This window comes from Micromonospora sp. CPM1 (assembly GCF_023896895.1).
GTDB lineage: Bacteria > Actinomycetota > Actinomycetes > Mycobacteriales > Micromonosporaceae > Micromonospora > Micromonospora tulbaghiae.
The window spans coordinates 42,547-59,745 of record NZ_JAMHIU010000029.1 but is presented as its reverse complement, the minus strand read 5'-3'; the positions used below and the strand labels follow the sequence as shown (position 1 = coordinate 59,745).

Sequence of the window (17,199 nt, the reverse complement as noted above, 5' to 3'; positions counted from 1 at the left end):
ACCGCCGCACCACAGAAGGCCGCACCCCAGCCGAGATCACCCGCAGCCTCAAACGCTACATAGCCCGCCAAATCTGGCGCACCCTCGAAGCCACCACTTGACAGCCACCTTCACAGATCTTGCAGGTACGGCCCGTGGGATGTCCGGCTTGCCCGCTGTGACGGGGCCACAACTGCAAGATCAGCGAGGTGGGACGGGGAAGGCCGGCACCCCCGGGGTGGGGGTGCCGGCCTTCGGGCCGTGCGGGGATCAGGCGGAGTAGCCGCGGGTGGAGACCCAGTTCGCCAGGTCGATCGTGGTGACCCAGTACGACGGCAGCGACGGGTCGGCCGAGTCGGCGATGCGGACGGTCCGGCCGTCGTTCTTGTAGCCGACCACCGCGACGTAGTGGCCGCCCGGGAACGAGTGCCAGCCGCCGTTGGTGTCGGTGGCGGTGCCGGCGACGTTCGCGACGACCGCGCGGCCGTTGCTGATCGCCTCGACCACGTCGGCCTGGAGCCGGTCCATCTGGGCCGGGGTGGCGGTGCCGGGGATCATGCGGGTCCGGTACGGGTTGCCCTTGACCTGCTGGTTGAGCACCCGGGTGGTGTCCTCCGCCGAGTTGGTGCCCATCTCGGTGGTGCCGAGCGGGCCGGCGAGCGCGTCCTGGCTGCGTTCGATGCCGGCGGCGCTGAGCGCGTTGCGCACGGCGGCCGGACCGCAGTAGAAGTAGTTGATCTGCGCCTGGTAGTCGTAGTCGAGCGACTTGCTCGACGGCGGCTTCGGCTTGGCCTTGGGCGTGGTGTCCGGGTCGGCCGTGGCCTTCTTCGACGGGGAGGCGCTCGGCGACGCGCTGGGCGCGGCGGAGGCGCTGGGCGACACCGGCGGGACGGCGATGCGGGCCTCGCCGCGGCTGGCGGGCTGCTCGCCGAGACGGGCGGCGCCGAGATCGGCGACCGCCGCGGTGTTCTCCTGGACCGGGGCGTCGTCACCGGCGGTGGCGACGGTGCCGGCGCCGGCGGCCAGCACGAGCGCGGCGGCCGATCCGGCGATGATCTGGTACGGGCGCTCGGTGACGATCCGTCGCAGCTGACGCTTCAGGTGGTGCTTCACGAAATCCTCCACGGGGCGTGAGCGGCGCACGCCGGCCCGGCACGCGGAGGAACTCACACGTGCTGGCGGGGCCGGATGGCCGGGGGATCGGGAACGCCCGTGATGCCGGGCGCCCAGGGGGCGGTTGCCGGTCGCGCGTCAGGCGAGCGCGGGCACCGCGGTGCCGTGGAGGCGGGGGGACGATCGAGGGGTGGGCAAGAGGGGTACTCCTTCCGTGGCCGCCGACCGGGTTAGCTGACGGATTCGGGCGGGAAGTACGCCCTACCGCGGGCCGTGGCTCGCGGATTCACCCCGATGGTGCTCATGGATCCCCGGTTCGTGGAACACGATTAGGCGGGTCGGTGCGGCGTCGCCGTCGGCGATCGATTACCGCATCGGACGCGCCGACACTACCGGTGGGTATGTCCCATGCCAAGCGCTCCCACCTGCGTAAACGTGATCCGCGGTAACGGATTTCGGAACACCCGGTACTGACTTCGCTCAATGGGACAAGCAGTTTCGACGGCACCCGGCGGCGGAAAGCGGACAGACGGCCAGCACCGGCCCGGCAATCGCGCGACTCGATGACCTGTTCCGCGCCGGACGCCCGTTTCGGCGGCCCGGGTGACCGGGCTCACCACGTTCCGGGTAACGATTCGGTCGAGACGGTCGTCTCAGCCGACCCGGGCCGGGCGCCACCGGGCGTTGCGGACCGTCGCGGGCACCGGCTGGGCGCTCGCCGTCGCGCTCCGGTACGCCGGGACGCGCCGCAGCGCCACGGTGGCCGCGTACGCCTCGGCGGCGAGCGTCCGGGCGGCCTCGGCGGCCAGTTCCGCGTCCCGCCACGCCGCCCGCTCCCGCTCGGCGGCGCTCTCCCATCCGGCCCGGCGCGTGTCCCGGACGGTGCGCGCCAGCACGATCTCCTGCTCGGCCGGGTGCCGGCGCGGATCCCACCCGTTGCGGCCCGCCAGCACGTCGGCGAGCTGACGGGCGGTCAGGTCGCCCCGCCAGTGCGCCGTCATGGCGGCGTGGTGCAGCCAGCGCTCCCGGGCCGCGTACTCGGCCGGGGTTCGCGGTGTGCGCGGGGCGGCCAGCGCGGCGGCGCCGGCCAGGCGGCGGGCGGCGGCGTCCGCCTCGTCGTACGCGGTCCAGGCCAGTTCCGCCTCGTCCTGCGCGGCCAGCCACCGCTCACGGCGGCGGCGGGCCGTCTGGGCGGCCCCGGCGGCGGCCACCGCCACCTCCTCGGCGTACCGGATCAGGTCGTCGCGGCGGGCGGCGTCGGCGTCGGCCGGTTCGGGGGCGGCGTCCGGCGCGGGCTCGCGTTCGGGCCGGGCGACGAGCGCGGCGAGCAGGCCCAGCGCGAGCAGCAGCAGGAAGGACCAGATGGCCGCGGCCTCGGGCACGGAGGTGAGGAAGTGGTACAGAGCGGTCTGCGACATGGTCGGCACCTCACGGGAAGGACCTGGCGGGAGGGCCGCACGGCCGGCCGGGGCGGGCGGGCCACCGGGAGGCGGGTGCGGGGATGACGTTCGGTGGGTGCGGGGAACGGGCGCGGCCCGTGGGCGGATCAGCGGGCGGGCGGGGCCCGTGGGCCGGCCGGCGCGGCGGCCCGTCCGGCCGGGACCGGCTCCGCGACGGCCGGGACCGTCGCCCGGCGAGCGGGCGCCGGGACACCGGCGGGCGGGGCCGGCCGCTCGGCCACGCGGTCGACCTCCGGCCGCGCGGCGGTCGAGACGCCCGTGACCGTGTACGCCGAGGCGGCGACCGCCGGAGCCGGGGCGGCAGCGGCGGCACCGGCCGGCAGCGTGGCGGCGCCGAACGAACAGGCGACGACCACGGCGAGACTGGCGAGCATCCGGGCGGTCCAGCGCGCCACCCACCACACGGGGCAGGTGAGCGCGATCGGAAGCACGGGTACAAATTACCGCCGATCCCCCACGAACGCACCGCCGCACGGCGTGTCGCGGACCGGCCGGCAGACGACGGCGCGTGTCAGTCCGGGCGACGCCGCCCGGCGTACTCGATGCCCTCGGCCCGACCGGCGAGGGACGTCGCGCCGCCGTCGGCGGCCGGGGTGGCGGCGTCCTCGGCGGACCCGCGCGGAGCCGGCACGGCCGGTGCGCGCGACGCCGCGCGGGCCCGGCGGGACGGGCCGAGCAGGCGCATCATCGGCAGCTCCACCCAGCGGTGCAGCGCGGCGGCCAGCGCGAGCGTGACCACCAGGAAGCCGAGCACCGCGACCGGGCCGCGCCAGCCGGGCAGCCCGGTCCCCCAGTGCCCGGTCAGCCGCAGCACGGTGACCATGACCAGCACGTGGACCAGGTAGAAGGCGAACGAGACCTCACCGAGCCAGACCATCGCGCGGGACCGCCAGGGGGTGGGCCGGCCCCGCACGTCGGCGTCCGCCGCGGCGGCGATGACCAGCAGGTACGCGACCGCGAGCAGCGCCGCCCAGAACTCGGCCGGGATCCACAGCGCGGCCACCACCCAGGTGGCGACGAAGAGCCCGGTGGCGACCGCGAGGTTCGGTCCGCGCCAGCGGTGCCGGCGCATCAGCTCGGCGGCGGCCACCCCCATCCAGAACTCCAGCGACCGGGTCACCGGGAAGATCTGGGTGAACCACCACCGCTGCTCCTCCGGGACGAGGTGCTGGCCGGGCCACAGCGCCAGGATGAGCAGCGGCGCCGCGACCAGCACGGTCCGCAGCACGCCGGTACGGGCGCGGCGCAGCCACGGCACCACGAGCGGCAGGCACAGGTAGAAGGCCAGTTCGCAGGAGAGCGACCAGCTCACGTTGTTGACGCTGTAGAAGTAGCCGCCCAGCGGGATCCACGCCTGGACCAGGAAGAAGTTGGCGATCGCGGCCCACGGCACGACCGGGTCGGCGAACCAGGCCGCGACCGCCAGCGCGGCGACGAACGTCACCACGTGGTTCGGGTAGATCTTGGCGAACCGGCGGCGCAGGAACGTCCACGCGCGCTCCCCGTCCCGGTACGACCAGACCAGCACGAACCCGCTGAGGATGAAGAAGAACTCGACGCCGGACAGGCCCAGGCTGAACGCCTTGTCCACCACGGCCTTCAGGTGCGGCTCGGCGACGATCCCCATGGTGCCGGCGTGGAAGGCGAAGACCAGCAGCGCGGCGACCCACCGCAATCCGGTCAGCGACGGCAGTCGTGGGGCACGGGTGACGGTCGGCGCGCTGGTCATTCCGGGCACCCTACCCGGGGAACCGGGACGTTCCCGGCGAGCCGCCGCCCGCTCGGCTCCACACCGGCGGCGGATAGGATTTCCGTTCCTGCACGCGCGGGCACCAACCCGGCTCCCGCCCGCACGCCGTGCCGTACGGAAGGTGAGCGAACCGGATGCACCAGCGGATCCTGCTCCGCGCCCGCAAGGGCCCGTTCGACGTCCTCACGCCCGAGGAGACGTTCGCCGGCAACTGGATCGGGGACAACAGCGGCAACCTGGTCTTCAGCCACGCCGCGTACAAGCTGCTCGCCACCTCCACGGCCGAGATCACACCGACCCGCACCCCGGCCGACCCGCGGCTCGCCGACGAGATCAACGAACGGCACGACGTCTTCGTCGTACCGCTCGCCAACGCGTTCCGCCGCAGCTTCGTGCACCGCCTCACGCCGCTGACCCGGCTGATCGAGCGGCTGAAGATCCCGGTGGTGGTGCTCGGCGTCGGCGTGCAGACGAACGTCGACGGCGACCGCGAGTACCTGCGGCCGATCGACGAGCCGGTCCGCGCGTTCTGCAAGGCCGTGCTGGACCGGTCGCACAGCATCGGCGTCCGCGGCGAGGTGACCGAGAGCTACCTCAACGCGCTGGGCTTCTCCGCCGTCGAGCAGATCGGCTGTCCGTCGATGTTCCTGCACGGCGACACGTTCCATCTGGAGAAGACCCGCCCGGAACTGACCGCCGACTCGAAGGTCGCGCTCACCATCTCCCCGTACGTCCGCTCGATGGCCTCGGTGGTCCGCCACCATCAGGAGCGCTACCCGAACCTCTGCTACGTGCCGCAGGACCTGCGGACGCTCGGCACCCTGCTCTACGGCGACGCGCCCGAGCACCGGGGCCAGAGCAGCGACATCCCGCTGCACACCTCGCACCCGCTGTTCGCCGAGGACAAGGTGCGCATGTTCGTCGACCCGTGGACCTGGATGTCGCACCTGTCCGGGTACGACTTCGCGTTCGGCACCCGCATCCACGGCACCATCACCGCGCTCGTCGCCGGCACGCCCGGCTACCTGTTCGCCCACGACTCGCGCACCCTGGAACTGGCCCGCTACTTCGGCATCCCGCACCGGATCATGCGGGACGTGCCGGCCGACGTCGACGCTGCCGACCTCTACGCCGAGGCCGACTACACCGCGCTTAACGACGGCCACAAGGCCCGCTTCGAGACCATCACCGCGTTCCTGGCCAAGCACGACCTCGGCACCTCGTTCGCCGACGGCGACAGCGCGGCGCGCTTCGACCGCCGGGTCGACGAGACGGTGTTCCCGCCGGCCGTCCGGCCCGCCACGGCCACCACGCCGGCCGAACTGCTGACCCGCATCGAGCGGCTGCGCGACGAGAACGCCAAGCTCGCCGCCACCATCGACGCGCTGCGCTCGCAGCAGCTCCGGGAGCGGATCAAGCAGGCCGTCCCGGGCAAGGTCCGCCGGATGCTGCGGCGCTGACCGTCGTACGCCTGTTCGAGAGCACGGTACGATCGGCTGCGTGTCCGACGCGTACCAGCCCTCGATGCTCGACCTGGCCGAGCAGGGCCCGACCCTGGGCCCGCTCGCCGGGGCGCTGCGCCGGCACGAGCTGAGCCGGGGCGCCTGGGTCGACCACCTGCCCGGCTGGGTGCGCGGCTCCGACGAGGTGCTCGACACGCTCCGTCACGACGTGCCCTGGCGGGCCGAACGCCGCACCATGTACGACGCCGAGGTCGACGTGCCCCGGCTGCTCTGCTGGTACGCCGCCGGCCGGCCGCTGCCGCACCCGGTGCTCACCGCGGCCCGGGAGGCGCTCACCCGGCACTACGCCCCCGAGCTGGGCGAGCCGTTCGTCACCGCCGGCATGTGCCTCTACCGCGACGGACGTGACAGCGTGGCCTGGCACGGCGACACGCTCGGCCGCTCCGCGCACACCGACACCATGGTCGCGATCGTCTCGTTCGGTTCCCCGCGCGCACTGCTGCTGCGCCCCCGCGGCGGAGGTGGCGGCAGCCTGCGGTTCCCGCTCGGCCACGGCGACCTCGTCGTCATGGGCGGCTCCTGCCAGCGCACCTGGGAGCACGCGGTGCCGAAGACCACCCGCCCGGTCGGCCCCCGGGTCAGCGTCCAGTTCCGTCCCACCGGCGTCGCCTGAGCCGAGGGCGGGCCCACGCCTGGCCAGGGCACGTGCTAGAAACAACTCCCAGGGTCGATCACGCCCCCGTCACCCGATGACGCGAAGGGCGACCGATGACCCAGTCCCCCACCTCCTCCCGCTGGTCCCCGTGGACCCTGCACGGCGACGGCCGCCACGTACGCCCCGGCGACGTGGTCCAGCCCGACGAACGGCTCTCCTGGCCGCGCACCATCGGCGTGGGCGTCCAGCACGTGGTCGCCATGTTCGGCGCCACCTTCACCGTCCCGCTGATCACCGGGTTCCCGCCCGCCACCACGCTGCTGTTCTCCGGGCTCGGCACGCTGCTGTTCCTGCTGATCACCGGCAACCGGCTGCCCTCGTACCTCGGGTCGTCGTTCGCGTTCATCGCGCCGGTGCTGGCCGCGAAGACCGACGGCGGCATCGGCGCGGCCCTCGGCGGCATCGTCGTCGCGGGCGTCGCGCTGGCGATCGTCGGCATCGTGGTGCAGGTGGCCGGCTCCCGCTGGATCGACGCGCTGATGCCGCCGGTGGTCACCGGCGCGATCGTCATGCTGATCGGCCTCAACCTCGCGCCGGTGGCCTGGGACGGCGACGGATCCGGCACCGGCGTGAAGGCACAGCCGCTGATCGCCGTGGTCACGCTCGTCGCGATCCTGCTCACCACAGTGCTATTCCGCGGCTTCGTGGCGCGCCTGTCGATCCTCGTCGGCGTGGTGGTCGGCTGGGTGCTCGCCGCGCTCACCGGCAACCTCGACCAGCAGGCGGTCAGCGGCCTGCGCCAGGCGGCCTGGGTCGGTTTCCCCGAGTTCCACACGCCGAGCTTCGACGCGCGCGCCGTCGTGCTGGTCATCCCGGTGATCCTGGTGCTGATCGCGGAGAACGCCGGGCACGTCAAGGCGGTCGCCGCGATGGCCGGCCGCAACCTCGACCGCGACATGGGCCGGGCGCTGCTCGGCGACGGCGTCGCCACGGTGCTGGCCGGGTCCGGCGGCGGTTCCGGCACCACCACGTACGCGGAGAACATCGGCGTGATGGCGGCGACCCGCGTCTACTCCACCGCCGCGTACTGGATCGCCGGCGCCACGGCGATCCTGCTCGGCCTGTGCCCGAAGTTCGGCGCGCTGATCCTGACCGTCCCGGCCGGTGTGCTCGGTGGCGCCACCACCGCCCTGTACGGCCTGATCGCCATCCTGGGTGCCCGGATCTGGATCGAGAGCCGGGTCGACTTCCACGACCCGATCAACCTGTTCACCGCTGCGGTGGCGGTGATCATCGGTGCCGCCAACTACACGCTGACGGCCGGCGACCTGTCGTTCAACGGCATCGCCCTGGGCACGGCCGCCGCCCTCGCGATCTACCACGGCATGCGCCTGATCGCCCGCCTGCGCGGCACCACCCCCGAGTCCCGCCAGTCCCCCGAACCCGAACTCTGACCCCACCCCACCCCACCCCACCCGGCCCGATCTCGCCCCGTTGATCATGAAGTTAGCGGCACAATTTGCCCGATTCACGCCCGCCAACTTCATGGTCAACAGGCGGTGGGGGTGCGATCAGGTCACCCGGAGGGCCCGACCGCGTCGATCATGAGGTTAGCGGCGATCGGTGTCCGTTTTGTCGCCCCTAACCTCATGATCAACCGTGCACAGTGAGGGCGAGTGCCCAGACGCCCGGAACTCGCCAGCCGCCCCGGGCGGCCAGGGCGACAGGAGCGCCCGCTGCGGTGATCAAGGAGTTTGTGGTCGGCAGAAGGCGCTAAGAGCCCACCAACTCCTTGATCACCGCGCAATGGAGAGTGCGACCGGGCACCCCAGCGCCGAACAGCCGCCAGCCGCCCCGGGTGCCCTGGTCCGCCGCACCACCCGCTGCGGTGATCAAGGAGTTTGTGGTCGGCGCGGGGCGTGAAAAGGCCGCTAACTCCTTGATCAACCGGGTTGGGCGGGGCCGGGAGTGGCGCAGCGGGGAGGACGGGTCGGGTGGCCGGAGGGCTGGGGCGGCCAGGACCACGCCGCCGGGCCGGGTGCGGGCGGAGGCAGGGGACGAGCGGAGGCGACTGAACGGTTGGGGCGGGTTGGGCCGGGCCGCCCGCCCCGACCCCGTCAGTCGCGGTCGATGTGGTGGCCTACGACGGTGGGGCCGAGCATCACGGCGAAACCGGAGCCGTCGCGGCGCGGGTCGGCCGGGGGCAGCTCCACCGGGTCGCCGGTGGCCGTCGCGCCCACCGGTCGCGGGCCGATCCAGGCCACCGACAGCTCCAGCTCGCCCTTGAGGAACCGCTGCGCGCGTACGCCGCCGGTCGCCCTGCCCTTCGCCGGGTACGCCTTGAACGGCGTCACCTTCACCGTGGCGCCGGTCGAGGTGACCACCATCGGCTCACCGTGCTTCGCGTCGTCGGTGCGGATCGCGCCGAAGAAGACCACCCGGGCGTCGCCTGGCAGGTTGATGCCGGCCATGCCGCCGCCCTTGAGCCCCTGCGGGCGTACCACGGTTGCGGCGAAGCGCAGCAGCGACGCCTCCGAGGAGACGAACGCCAGCGTCTCGGCGCCGTCGGTCAGCCAGGTCGCGCCGACCACCTCGTCGCCGTCGCGCAGCGAGATCACCTCGAACTCGTCGGAGCGGACCGGCCAGTCCGGGGCGCACACCTTCACGACGCCCGCGCGGGTACCGAGCGCCAGGCCGGGCGACCCCTGTGCGGACGGCCCGAGCGGGGCGAGCCCGACGACCGTCTCGCCGGGCTCCAGCGGCACCAGTTCGGCCGCCGACATGCCGCCGCGCAGCGACACCGTGCCGGACTGTTCCGGCAGCACCGGCAACGGCAGCACGTCGATCTTGAACGCGCGGCCGGCGCTGGTCACCAGCAGCACCCGGCCGCGAGCGGTGGAGTGCACGATCGCGCGTACCGCGTCGTGCTTGACCCGGCCGCTGCGCCGGCGCGCCTCGGCTGCCTCCTCCGACTCGGCCGCGGTCCGCGCCACCAGCCCGGTGGCGGAGAGGATCACCTGGCACGGGTCGTCGGCGACCTCCAGCGGACCGGCGGGCACCGAGGCGGCGAGCACCTCCTTGAGGTCACCGTCGACGAGCGTGGTCCGCCGCGGCGCGCCGAACTGCTTGACCACTGCGGCCAGCTCGTCGGAGACGACCTTCCGCAGCACCTTGGAGTCGTCCAGGATCTTCGACAGCTCGGCGATCTCGCCGCGTAGCTTCTCCTGCTCGGCCTCCAGCTCCAGCCGGTCGTACTTGGTCAGCCGGCGCAGCGGGGTGTCCAGGATGTAGGCCGCCTGGATCTCGGAGAGCTTGAACTTCTGCATCAGGCCGTCCTTTGCGGCCTGGGCGTCCTCGCTGGCCCGGATCAGCTTGACCACCCGGTCGATGTCGAGCAGGGCGATCAGCAGGCCGTCGACCAGGTGCAGGCGTTCCTCCCGCTTGCGCTTGCGGTACGCGCTGCGCCGGGTCACCACCTCGTAGCGGTGCGCCAGGAACACGTCGAGCAGTTCCTTGAGCCCGAGGGTGCGGGGCTGGCCGTCGACGAGCACCAGGTTGTTCACGCCGAAGGACTGCTCCAGCGGGGTGAGCCGGTAGAGGTCGGCCAGCAGCGCCTGCGGGTTCACGCCGACCTTGCACTCCACCACGAGGCGGGTGCCGTTCTCCCGGTCGGTGAGGTCCTTGACGTCGGCGATGCCGGTGAGCCGCTTGGTCTTGTTGACCTCGTTGGTGATGGCCGCGATGACCTTCTCGGCGCCGACGCCGTACGGCAGCTCGGTGACGGTGATGGCCTGCCGGCCGCGGCTGCCCTCCAGCGGGCCGATCTCCACCCGGCCGCGCATGCGCACCACGCCGCGCCCGGTCTCGTACGCGCGGCGCACCTCGTCCAGGCCGAGCAGCAGCCCGCCGGTCGGCAGGTCGGGGCCGGGGACGAACTCCATGAGCTTGTCGAGCGTGGCGTCCGGGTGGTTGATCAGCCAGCGGGCGGCCTGGACCACCTCGCCGAGGTTGTGCGGGATCATGTTGGTGGCCATGCCGACCGCGATGCCGGACGCGCCGTTGACGAGCAGGTTCGGGAACGCCGCCGGCAGCACGGTGGGCTGGGTCAGCGAGCCGTCGTAGTTCGGCTCGACGTCGACCGTGTCCTCGCCCAGCTCGCCGGTGAGCAGCATCGCCTCCCGGGACATCCGGGCCTCGGTGTAGCGGGCCGCGGCCGGGCCGTCGTCCGGGCTGCCGAAGTTGCCGTGCCCGTCGATGAGCGGGACGTTGAGCGAGAAGTCCTGCGCCAGCCGCACCATCGCGTCGTAGATCGCGGTGTCGCCGTGCGGGTGGTACTTACCCATCACGTCGCCGACGATCCGGGCGCTCTTGACGTGGCCGCGGTCCGGCCGGTGGCCCTGCTCGTGCATGGACCAGAGGATGCGCCGGTGCACCGGCTTGAGCCCGTCGCGCGCGTCGGGCAGGGCGCGGGAGTGGATGACCGAGAACGCGTACTCCAGGTAGGAGTCCGAGACCTCGGTGACCAGCGGGTTGTCGAAGACGCGGGCGCCGGCCTGGTCGAAGGCGGCCAGGTCCGCCTTCGCGCGGTCGTCCTTGCGGCGTGCCATGGTGCGGTTTCCTTCCGAGACGAACCCGTTGGTCAGGCGTCGATGGCGTCGCGGTCGACCCGGTCGGCGGAGTCGATCAGCCAGTTGCGGCGGGGTTCGACCTTCTCCCCCATGAGCAGTTCGAGGATCCGCTCGGCGGCCTCGACGTCGTCGAGCGTGATCCGGCGGACGGCCCGGGTGGCCGGGTTCATGGTGGTCTCCCACAGCTCGTCGGCGTCCATCTCACCGAGGCCCTTGAAGCGCGGGATCGGGGTGACGATCTGCTTGCCGGCCTTCTCCAGCTTGCGGACGGTCGCCTCCATCTCGGCCTGGGTGTAGGTGTAGACGGTCTGCGGGTTGCGCCCCTTCGTGGTGATCTTGTGCAGGGGCGGCATCGCCGCGTAGAGCCGCCCGGCCTCGATCAGCGGCCGCATGTAGCGGGCGAACAGCGTGATCAGCAGGGTACGGATGTGCGCGCCGTCGACGTCCGCGTCGGCCATGATGAGCACCCGGCCGTAGCGCAGGGCGGACAGGTCGAACGTCCGGCCGGAGCCGGCGCCGAGCACCTGCACGATGGCCGCGCACTCGGCGTTGTCCAGCACCTGCTGGAGGTTGGCCTTCTGCACGTTGAGGATCTTGCCGCGGATGGGCAGCAGCGCCTGGTATTCCGACGAGCGGGCCATGCGGCTCGTGCCCAGCGCGCTGTCGCCCTCCACGATGAACAGCTCGCTGCGCTCCACGCCGGTGGCCCGGCAGTCGACGAGCTTGGCCGGCATGGCCGCGCCCTCCAGCGCGGTCTTGCGGCGGGCGGCGTCCTTCTGCTGCTTCTGGGTGAGCCGGACGCGGGCCGCGTCGACGATCTTCTGGAGCACCGTACGGGCCTCGGCCTTGGTCCGGCGGTCGTCCAGCCAGCTCTTGAGGTGCGCCTCGACCAGGCCCTGGAGCACCTTGGTGATGCCGGCGGTGGACAGCTCGTCCTTGGTCTGCGAGGTGAACTGCGGCTCGGGGATGCGCACGTGCACCACAGCCGTCATGCCCTCCAGGACGTCGTCCAGGGTGGGCGCGTCCTCCTTGGGCTTGAGCAGGCCGCGGGCGTTGCGGGCGGCCTCGGCGAGGGTACGGGCGAGCGCCCGCTCGAAGCCCTTGCGGTGGGTGCCGCCGTGGGCGTTGCGGATGGTGTTGGTGAAGCACTCGACGGTGCGCTCGTAGCCGGTGCCCCAGCGGAACGCCACCTCGACCTCGGCACGTCGCTGCACGTTGGACTGCATGACGCCGTTGGCGTCGGCGGCGTTCTCCCGGTAGGTGCCCTCGCCGGTGACCAGCAGCGTGCCGGAGACCGGCCGGTCGCCGGCCGGGGCGAGGAACTCCACCATGTCGGTGAGGCCGTCGGGGAAGTGGAAGCTCTCCTCGACGGGTTCCTCGCCGGTCTCGTCGCGCAGCCGGTAGGCCACGCCGGGGACGAGGAACGCGGTGTTGCGCAGCTTGAGCCGGACCGTCTCGGTGTCGAGCGCCGCGCCGGTCTCGAAGTAGCGCGGGTCGTGCCACCAGCGGATCGAGGTGCCGGTGCGCTGGCCGCGCTTCATCGCGCCGACGATCTGGAGGCCGGGGCCCGGGGTGAACGGCGCGTCCGGGCCGTCGCCGTCGAAGACGCCCGGGACGCCGTGGCGGAACGACATGGCGTGGACCTTGCCGCCGCGCCGGACGGTGACGTCGAAGCGGCGGGACAGCGCGTTGACCGCCGACGCGCCGACGCCGTGCAGGCCGCCGGAGGTCTTGTAGCCGGAGCCGCCGAACTTGCCGCCCGCGTGCAGGCGGGTCAGCACCAGCTCGACGCCGGAGATGCCGGACTTGGCGTGCACGTCGGTGGGGATGCCCCGGCCGTCGTCGTCGACCTGGACCGAGCCGTCGGCGTGCAGGATCACGTCGACTCTGGTGGCGTGACCGGCGACACCCTCGTCGGTCGAGTTGTCGAGGATCTCGTTGACGAGGTGACCCACGCCACGGCTGTCGGTCGAGCCGATGTACATGCCCGGGCGCTTGCGGACGGCGTCGAGGCCTTCCAGATGCGTCAGGTCGTCGGCCCCGTAGAGGGTGTCAGGCTGTGCGGTCAACTGGTCGTACTCCCAGGTCTCGGCGGTGTGGTGCCGTTCACCGTGTGATCCCCCCACGATGATCGCCGGGCGCGGCGCGCCGGAGCGAGCCTAGCCGGGTGCCCCGACAGGTCGGCGGCACCGGGGCGGTGCGTTGCGCGATCGGCCTGCCGGCCGGGTCCCCGCCGCGCCGTGTACGGCGGCCGGCGGGACGGGCTGGGGGTCCAGGCGGCACAACGCCCCGGGCGCCGGATGTCTTCCCCGGTGCGGGGCCGCGGATGTCGAACCATTGACGTCCGTCACACGCGCGTGATCTGATCGCCCCCCTGAAGAATCTTTCACATTTCGATGTCTGGGAGGTCGGGCATGTCCGTGTTCCGTCGTTCCGTGCTCGCGGCGGCGCTGGCGCTCGCCACGGTCGCGTTACCCGCCGCCGCGGCGCCCGCCCGGCCGGCCGCCGCCGCGCTGCCCACCGCCGCGGTGGCGCTGGGCGACAGCTTCATCAGCGGTGAGGGCGCCGGGGCGTACGCGCCGGTGGTGGACGTCAACGGGGTGGCCCAGGGCTTCCCCGGCTGGTCCGCCGCCAACGCCAACGCCTACTTCTGCCACCGCTCGCCGAACGCCTCACTGTTCCAGGCGAACCTGCCGGGCATCTCCGCCCGGTTCAACCTGGCCTGCTCGGGCGGCCAGCCGTACGACATCGCCAACGCCTCGTCGACGCGGGCCAAGGGGCGGCAGGTGGCCGCCCAGCTCGACCAGCTCCGGACGGTGGCCCGGACCCACGACATCGACCTGGTCCTCGTCGGCCTCGGCTCGAACAACAGCTCGTTCACCTTCGGCAGCGTGGCGGAGAAGTGCGCCAACCGGTTCATCGCCGACGCGTGGACCGGCTGGTGGGAGTTCTGGGCGTACCTGGGCGGGCCGGTGGAGCAGAAGCCGTGCACCGACGCCGACCTGGGCACGGCCGCGCAGTTCACCGCCGCCACCGCGGAGACCACCACGGCGCTGCGGCAGCTGCTGGCCACGCTGGACGAGATCGACGCCGACGGCCAGCACCGGGTGGTGTTCCAGGACTACACCAACCCGCTGCCGTTCGAGCTGGACCAGAGCTACTGGACCGAGGACAGCCGCGACGACACCCGGGACAAGTTCCGTGCGCTGGGCGCCGAGCGGTACGCGGCCGGCTGCCCGATCCACCGGGCCAGCCTGGCGCCCGGCCACCGCTTCTCGCAGGGGCTCGGCACGCTCGTCAGCTCGGTACGCGGCACGCTGGCCGCCGAGTTCCCGCAGGAAGACCTGGTCTACCTGAACGTGCAGCGCGCGTTCGACGGCGCCCGGCTCTGCGAGTCGACCGGCAGCCCGGGCAACGCCCTGGCCACGCCGATCCGGCTGATGGACGGCCCGACCGGCACGTTCGTCACCAGCCTCTCCGGGTACGACAAGCTCGACATCCAGCGGATCGCCAACGCCTGTGGCACGTACTTCCAGACCTGCCAGGAGTCGTGGCACCCGAACGCCGCCGGGCACAAGGTGCTCGGCCGGTGCCTGGCCGGGGCGGCGGCCACCGGCGCCCGTACCGTCTCCTGCGTCCGCGCCCCGGACGGCACGGTGAATGTGAGCTGAGCGCGCCAGGACCGGGCCGGGGATCCGGCCCGGTCCGGCGTCAGGGCCGGATCGCGGTGCCGAGCACGTGCGGCGAGGCCGGAGCGGGCAGCCCGGTCGGCGGGAAGCGGAACCGGTCCAGTTCGGTCACCTCGAAACCGGCGGCCCGGATCGCGGCCACCGTGTCCCGGGCGGTGTGGCAGCCGGCGCAGAACAGCGGCCAGAGCGTGGCGTCGGCCAGGCGCTGAGCCCGGCGCAGGCCGGGCGTCTGGGCCACCACGTGTTCGTAGAAGCGCAGTTCCCCGCCGGGCCGCAGCACCCGCCGCGCCTCGCGCAGCGCGACCGCCTGGTCCGGCACCGAGCAGAGCACGAGCGACAGCACCACCGCGTCGGCGGCGCCGTCGGCGACCGGCAGCGCCTCGGCGAGACCGGCGGCGACTGTCACCGGGACCGGGGCGCCGGGTGCGACGGCGCGGGCCAGGGCACGCAGGCGTGGTTCCGGCTCGACGGCGAGCACCCGGCTGACCTGCGGCGGGTAGTGCGCGAGGTTGCGCCCGTTGCCGGCGCCGACCTCGACCACCCGGCCGCGCAGTCCGGCGACCAGGCGGCGGCGGTGCTCGGCCATGCCGGCCTGGTCCATCGCGACGCTGGCGCGGGCGAACAGCCGGGAGAAGATCGGATGGGAGACGGCCATCAGCGACCGGCCGGTGGCGCGCCGAGGCTGAGCAGGAGCGGGCCGGCGGATCCGTCGACCAGGTCGCCGAGGCGTACCCCGTCGAGCACGGCGAGGAACGCGGCCTGCGCGCGGCGCAGCTCACCGCGCAGCCGGCACTCCGCGATCAGCGGGCAGACCGGCTGCGCGCAGTCGACCACCTCGCCGTCGCCCTCGAAGGCGCGGACCACCTGGCCGACGGTGATGTCCGCGGCGTGCTCGGCGAAGGCCACGCCGCCGGAGCGGCCCCGGATGGTCACCAGGACCCCGATGCGTTGCAGCCGCTGCACCACCTTGGCGACGTGGCTGCGGGGCAGCGCGAGCCGGGTGGCGAGTTCGTCGACTGTGGCCCGGACCGGGGACGCAGCGGTCAGCATGGCGATCCGCAGCGCCATGTCGGTCGACCGGTTGAGCCTCACGCACCGACCCTAGCCACTCGGCGCCGTCCAGGACACCAGCAGATTCACGGTGACCCATGCCACCCCGGCACCGGGACCTTCGGCCCTAAAACAGGAATCCCCGATTCCTGTTTCGTGGGGATCGACCTGTTCGAGCCCCGGAAGGAGATTCGGTCGTGCTCTCGGAATCCTCAGCAGCGGTCGTGACCGCCACCCTGCCCGTCGTGCGGGCGCACGGCGAGGCCATCACCGGCCGCTTCTACCAGCGGATGTTCGACGCCCACCCGGACCTGCTGGACCTGTTCAACCGGGGCAACCAGGCCACCGGGGCGCAGAAGGCCGCGCTCGCCTCCGCCGTGGTCGCGTACGCGGCGCACCTGACCGGCGACACCGGCATGCCGTGGGGCCCGATCCTGGACCGGATCGCGCACAAGCACGCCTCGCTCGGCATCACCGCCACCCAGTACCCGATCGTCGGGCGGCACCTGCTCGCCGCGGTCGGCGAGGTGCTCGGCGACGCGGTCACCCCGGAGGTGGCCGCCGCCTGGGACGAGGTCTACTGGCTGCTGGCCTGCGAGCTGATCGCCCGCGAGGCGCGGCTCTACGCCGGCGCCGGCGTGCCCGAGGGCGGCCCGGTGTGGCGGGACTGGCGGGTCACCGGCCGCACCAGGGAGAGCGCCGACGTCGTCTCGCTCACCCTCGCGCCGGCCGGCGGCGGCACCGCGCCCGGCTTCACCCCCGGCGAGTACGTCTCGGTCGCGGTCGACCTGGACGGCGGCCGGGGGCAGCAGATCCGCCAGTACAGCCTCTCCGGCCGCCCCGGCGCCGACCAGTGGCGGATCACCGTGAAGCGGGTACGCGGAGAGGGCGGCGCGCCCGACGGGATGGTCTCCGGTCACCTGCACGACCGGGTGACCGTCGGCGACACGCTGCGGCTCAGCCCGGCGTTCGGCGACGTGGACGCCACCGGCGGCGACGGGCCGCTGCTGCTGGTCAGCGCCGGCATTGGGCTCACCCCGGCGATGGCGACGCTGGCGCACCTGGCCGACCGCGACCCCGGACGCCGGGTGACGCTGGCGCACGCCGACCGGGACGCCGAGGCGCACGCGCTGCGTGCGGAACTCCCCGCGCTCCAGCAGCGGCTGCCTAACCTGGCCGTCCAGCTCTGGTATCTCGACGCCGCCGGGGCCGACCTGCCCGGCCTGAAGGCGGAGGTGTCCGCCGGACTGATCGACCCGGACCGGCTCCCGCTGCCCGCCGGGGCGGCCGTGCACCTGTGCGGCCCGATCGCGTTCATGAACCTGGTGCGGGGCAACCTGCTGCGCCGGGGTGTGCCGGCCGAGCGGATCGCCTACGAGGTGTTCGGCCCCGGGATGCTGCCGGGCTGACGC

13 protein-coding genes and 1 riboswitch are annotated in these 17,199 nt (G+C 73.2%); of the genes, 5 read left to right on the top strand and 8 right to left on the bottom strand.

Going from position 1 to position 17,199, the window contains the following annotated elements; translation table 11 throughout:
- Positions 1-249: 249 nt before the first annotated feature.
- From M8C11_RS26800 to M8C11_RS26785, 4 genes are all read right to left on the bottom strand, one after another.
- On the bottom strand, positions 250-1,092 hold the full coding sequence (locus tag M8C11_RS26800) for a C39 family peptidase (RefSeq protein ID WP_252454114.1): 843 nt from the start codon (positions 1,090-1,092) through the stop codon (positions 250-252).
- Between the two features lie 204 nt (positions 1,093-1,296).
- A riboswitch (cyclic di-AMP (ydaO/yuaA leader) is annotated at positions 1,297-1,438 on the bottom strand.
- Positions 1,439-1,745: 307 nt separating this feature from the next.
- Complete coding sequence (locus M8C11_RS26795; RefSeq protein ID WP_252454113.1) at positions 1,746-2,510, bottom strand: hypothetical protein; 765 nt, start codon at positions 2,508-2,510, stop codon at positions 1,746-1,748.
- 128 nt (positions 2,511-2,638) lie between these two features.
- Complete coding sequence (locus M8C11_RS26790; RefSeq protein ID WP_252454112.1) at positions 2,639-2,983, bottom strand: hypothetical protein; 345 nt, start codon at positions 2,981-2,983, stop codon at positions 2,639-2,641.
- Positions 2,984-3,063: 80 nt separating this feature from the next.
- Positions 3,064-4,281: an acyltransferase gene (locus tag M8C11_RS26785; protein WP_252454111.1), complete on the bottom strand. Its 1,218-nt coding sequence runs from the start codon at positions 4,279-4,281 to the stop codon at positions 3,064-3,066.
- 155 nt (positions 4,282-4,436) lie between these two features.
- Here M8C11_RS26785 and M8C11_RS26780 point away from each other — a divergent pair, with 155 nt between their 5' ends.
- The 3 genes from M8C11_RS26780 (at position 4,437) to M8C11_RS26770 (ending at position 7,874) form a co-directional block, all read left to right on the top strand.
- Positions 4,437-5,762 (top strand): polysaccharide pyruvyl transferase family protein, encoded by a 1,326-nt coding sequence (locus M8C11_RS26780; protein ID WP_252454110.1) that lies wholly within the window; start codon positions 4,437-4,439, stop codon positions 5,760-5,762.
- A gap of 40 nt (positions 5,763-5,802) precedes the next feature.
- On the top strand, positions 5,803-6,438 hold the full coding sequence (locus M8C11_RS26775; RefSeq protein ID WP_121682944.1) for an alpha-ketoglutarate-dependent dioxygenase AlkB: 636 nt from the start codon (positions 5,803-5,805) through the stop codon (positions 6,436-6,438).
- Between the two features lie 95 nt (positions 6,439-6,533).
- Complete coding sequence (locus M8C11_RS26770) at positions 6,534-7,874, top strand: uracil-xanthine permease family protein (RefSeq protein ID WP_252454108.1); 1,341 nt, start codon at positions 6,534-6,536, stop codon at positions 7,872-7,874.
- A gap of 663 nt (positions 7,875-8,537) precedes the next feature.
- On the opposite strand, the gene M8C11_RS26765 is transcribed toward M8C11_RS26770, so the two are convergent.
- Entirely contained in the window at positions 8,538-11,027 is a 2,490-nt protein-coding gene (locus M8C11_RS26765) for a DNA topoisomerase (ATP-hydrolyzing) subunit A (RefSeq protein ID WP_252454106.1), read from the bottom strand.
- 32 nt (positions 11,028-11,059) lie between these two features.
- On the bottom strand, positions 11,060-13,117 hold the full coding sequence (locus M8C11_RS26760) for a type IIA DNA topoisomerase subunit B (RefSeq protein ID WP_120573871.1): 2,058 nt from the start codon (positions 13,115-13,117) through the stop codon (positions 11,060-11,062).
- Positions 13,118-13,462: 345 nt separating this feature from the next.
- On the opposite strand from M8C11_RS26760, the gene M8C11_RS26755 reads away from it, so the two are divergent.
- Positions 13,463-14,719 carry a hypothetical protein gene (locus M8C11_RS26755; protein ID WP_252454104.1) on the top strand — a complete coding sequence of 419 codons (1,257 nt, stop codon included), beginning with the start codon at positions 13,463-13,465 and terminating at the stop codon, positions 14,717-14,719.
- 40 nt (positions 14,720-14,759) lie between these two features.
- On the opposite strand, the gene M8C11_RS26750 is transcribed toward M8C11_RS26755, so the two are convergent.
- Positions 14,760-15,392: a class I SAM-dependent methyltransferase gene (locus M8C11_RS26750; RefSeq protein ID WP_252454102.1), complete on the bottom strand. Its 633-nt coding sequence runs from the start codon at positions 15,390-15,392 to the stop codon at positions 14,760-14,762.
- On the bottom strand, positions 15,392-15,829 hold the full coding sequence (locus M8C11_RS26745; RefSeq protein ID WP_091423567.1) for an Rrf2 family transcriptional regulator: 438 nt from the start codon (positions 15,827-15,829) through the stop codon (positions 15,392-15,394). Before M8C11_RS26745 ends, M8C11_RS26750 begins: the two co-directional genes overlap by 1 nt.
- A 155-nt stretch (positions 15,830-15,984) precedes the next feature.
- Between M8C11_RS26745 and M8C11_RS26740 the strand changes: the two genes are divergently transcribed.
- The gene (locus tag M8C11_RS26740) at positions 15,985-17,196 is read left to right on the top strand and encodes a globin domain-containing protein (protein ID WP_252454100.1); all 1,212 of its coding nucleotides are present in this window, start codon (positions 15,985-15,987) and stop codon (positions 17,194-17,196) included.
- Positions 17,197-17,199: the final 3 nt, after the last annotated feature.

Coding starts and splice junctions, on each gene's coding strand:
- M8C11_RS26750 (WP_252454102.1), bottom strand. CDS start 15,392: ATGGCCGTCTCCCATCCGATCTTCTCCCGGCTGTTCGCCCGCGCCAGC.
- M8C11_RS26795 (WP_252454113.1), bottom strand. CDS start 2,510: ATGTCGCAGACCGCTCTGTACCACTTCCTCACCTCCGTGCCCGAGGCC.
- M8C11_RS26770 (WP_252454108.1), top strand. CDS start 6,534: ATGACCCAGTCCCCCACCTCCTCCCGCTGGTCCCCGTGGACCCTGCAC.
- M8C11_RS26780 (WP_252454110.1), top strand. CDS start 4,437: ATGCACCAGCGGATCCTGCTCCGCGCCCGCAAGGGCCCGTTCGACGTC.
- M8C11_RS26755 (WP_252454104.1), top strand. CDS start 13,463: ATGTCCGTGTTCCGTCGTTCCGTGCTCGCGGCGGCGCTGGCGCTCGCC.
- M8C11_RS26765 (WP_252454106.1), bottom strand. CDS start 11,027: ATGGCACGCCGCAAGGACGACCGCGCGAAGGCGGACCTGGCCGCCTTC.
- M8C11_RS26785 (WP_252454111.1), bottom strand. CDS start 4,281: ATGACCAGCGCGCCGACCGTCACCCGTGCCCCACGACTGCCGTCGCTG.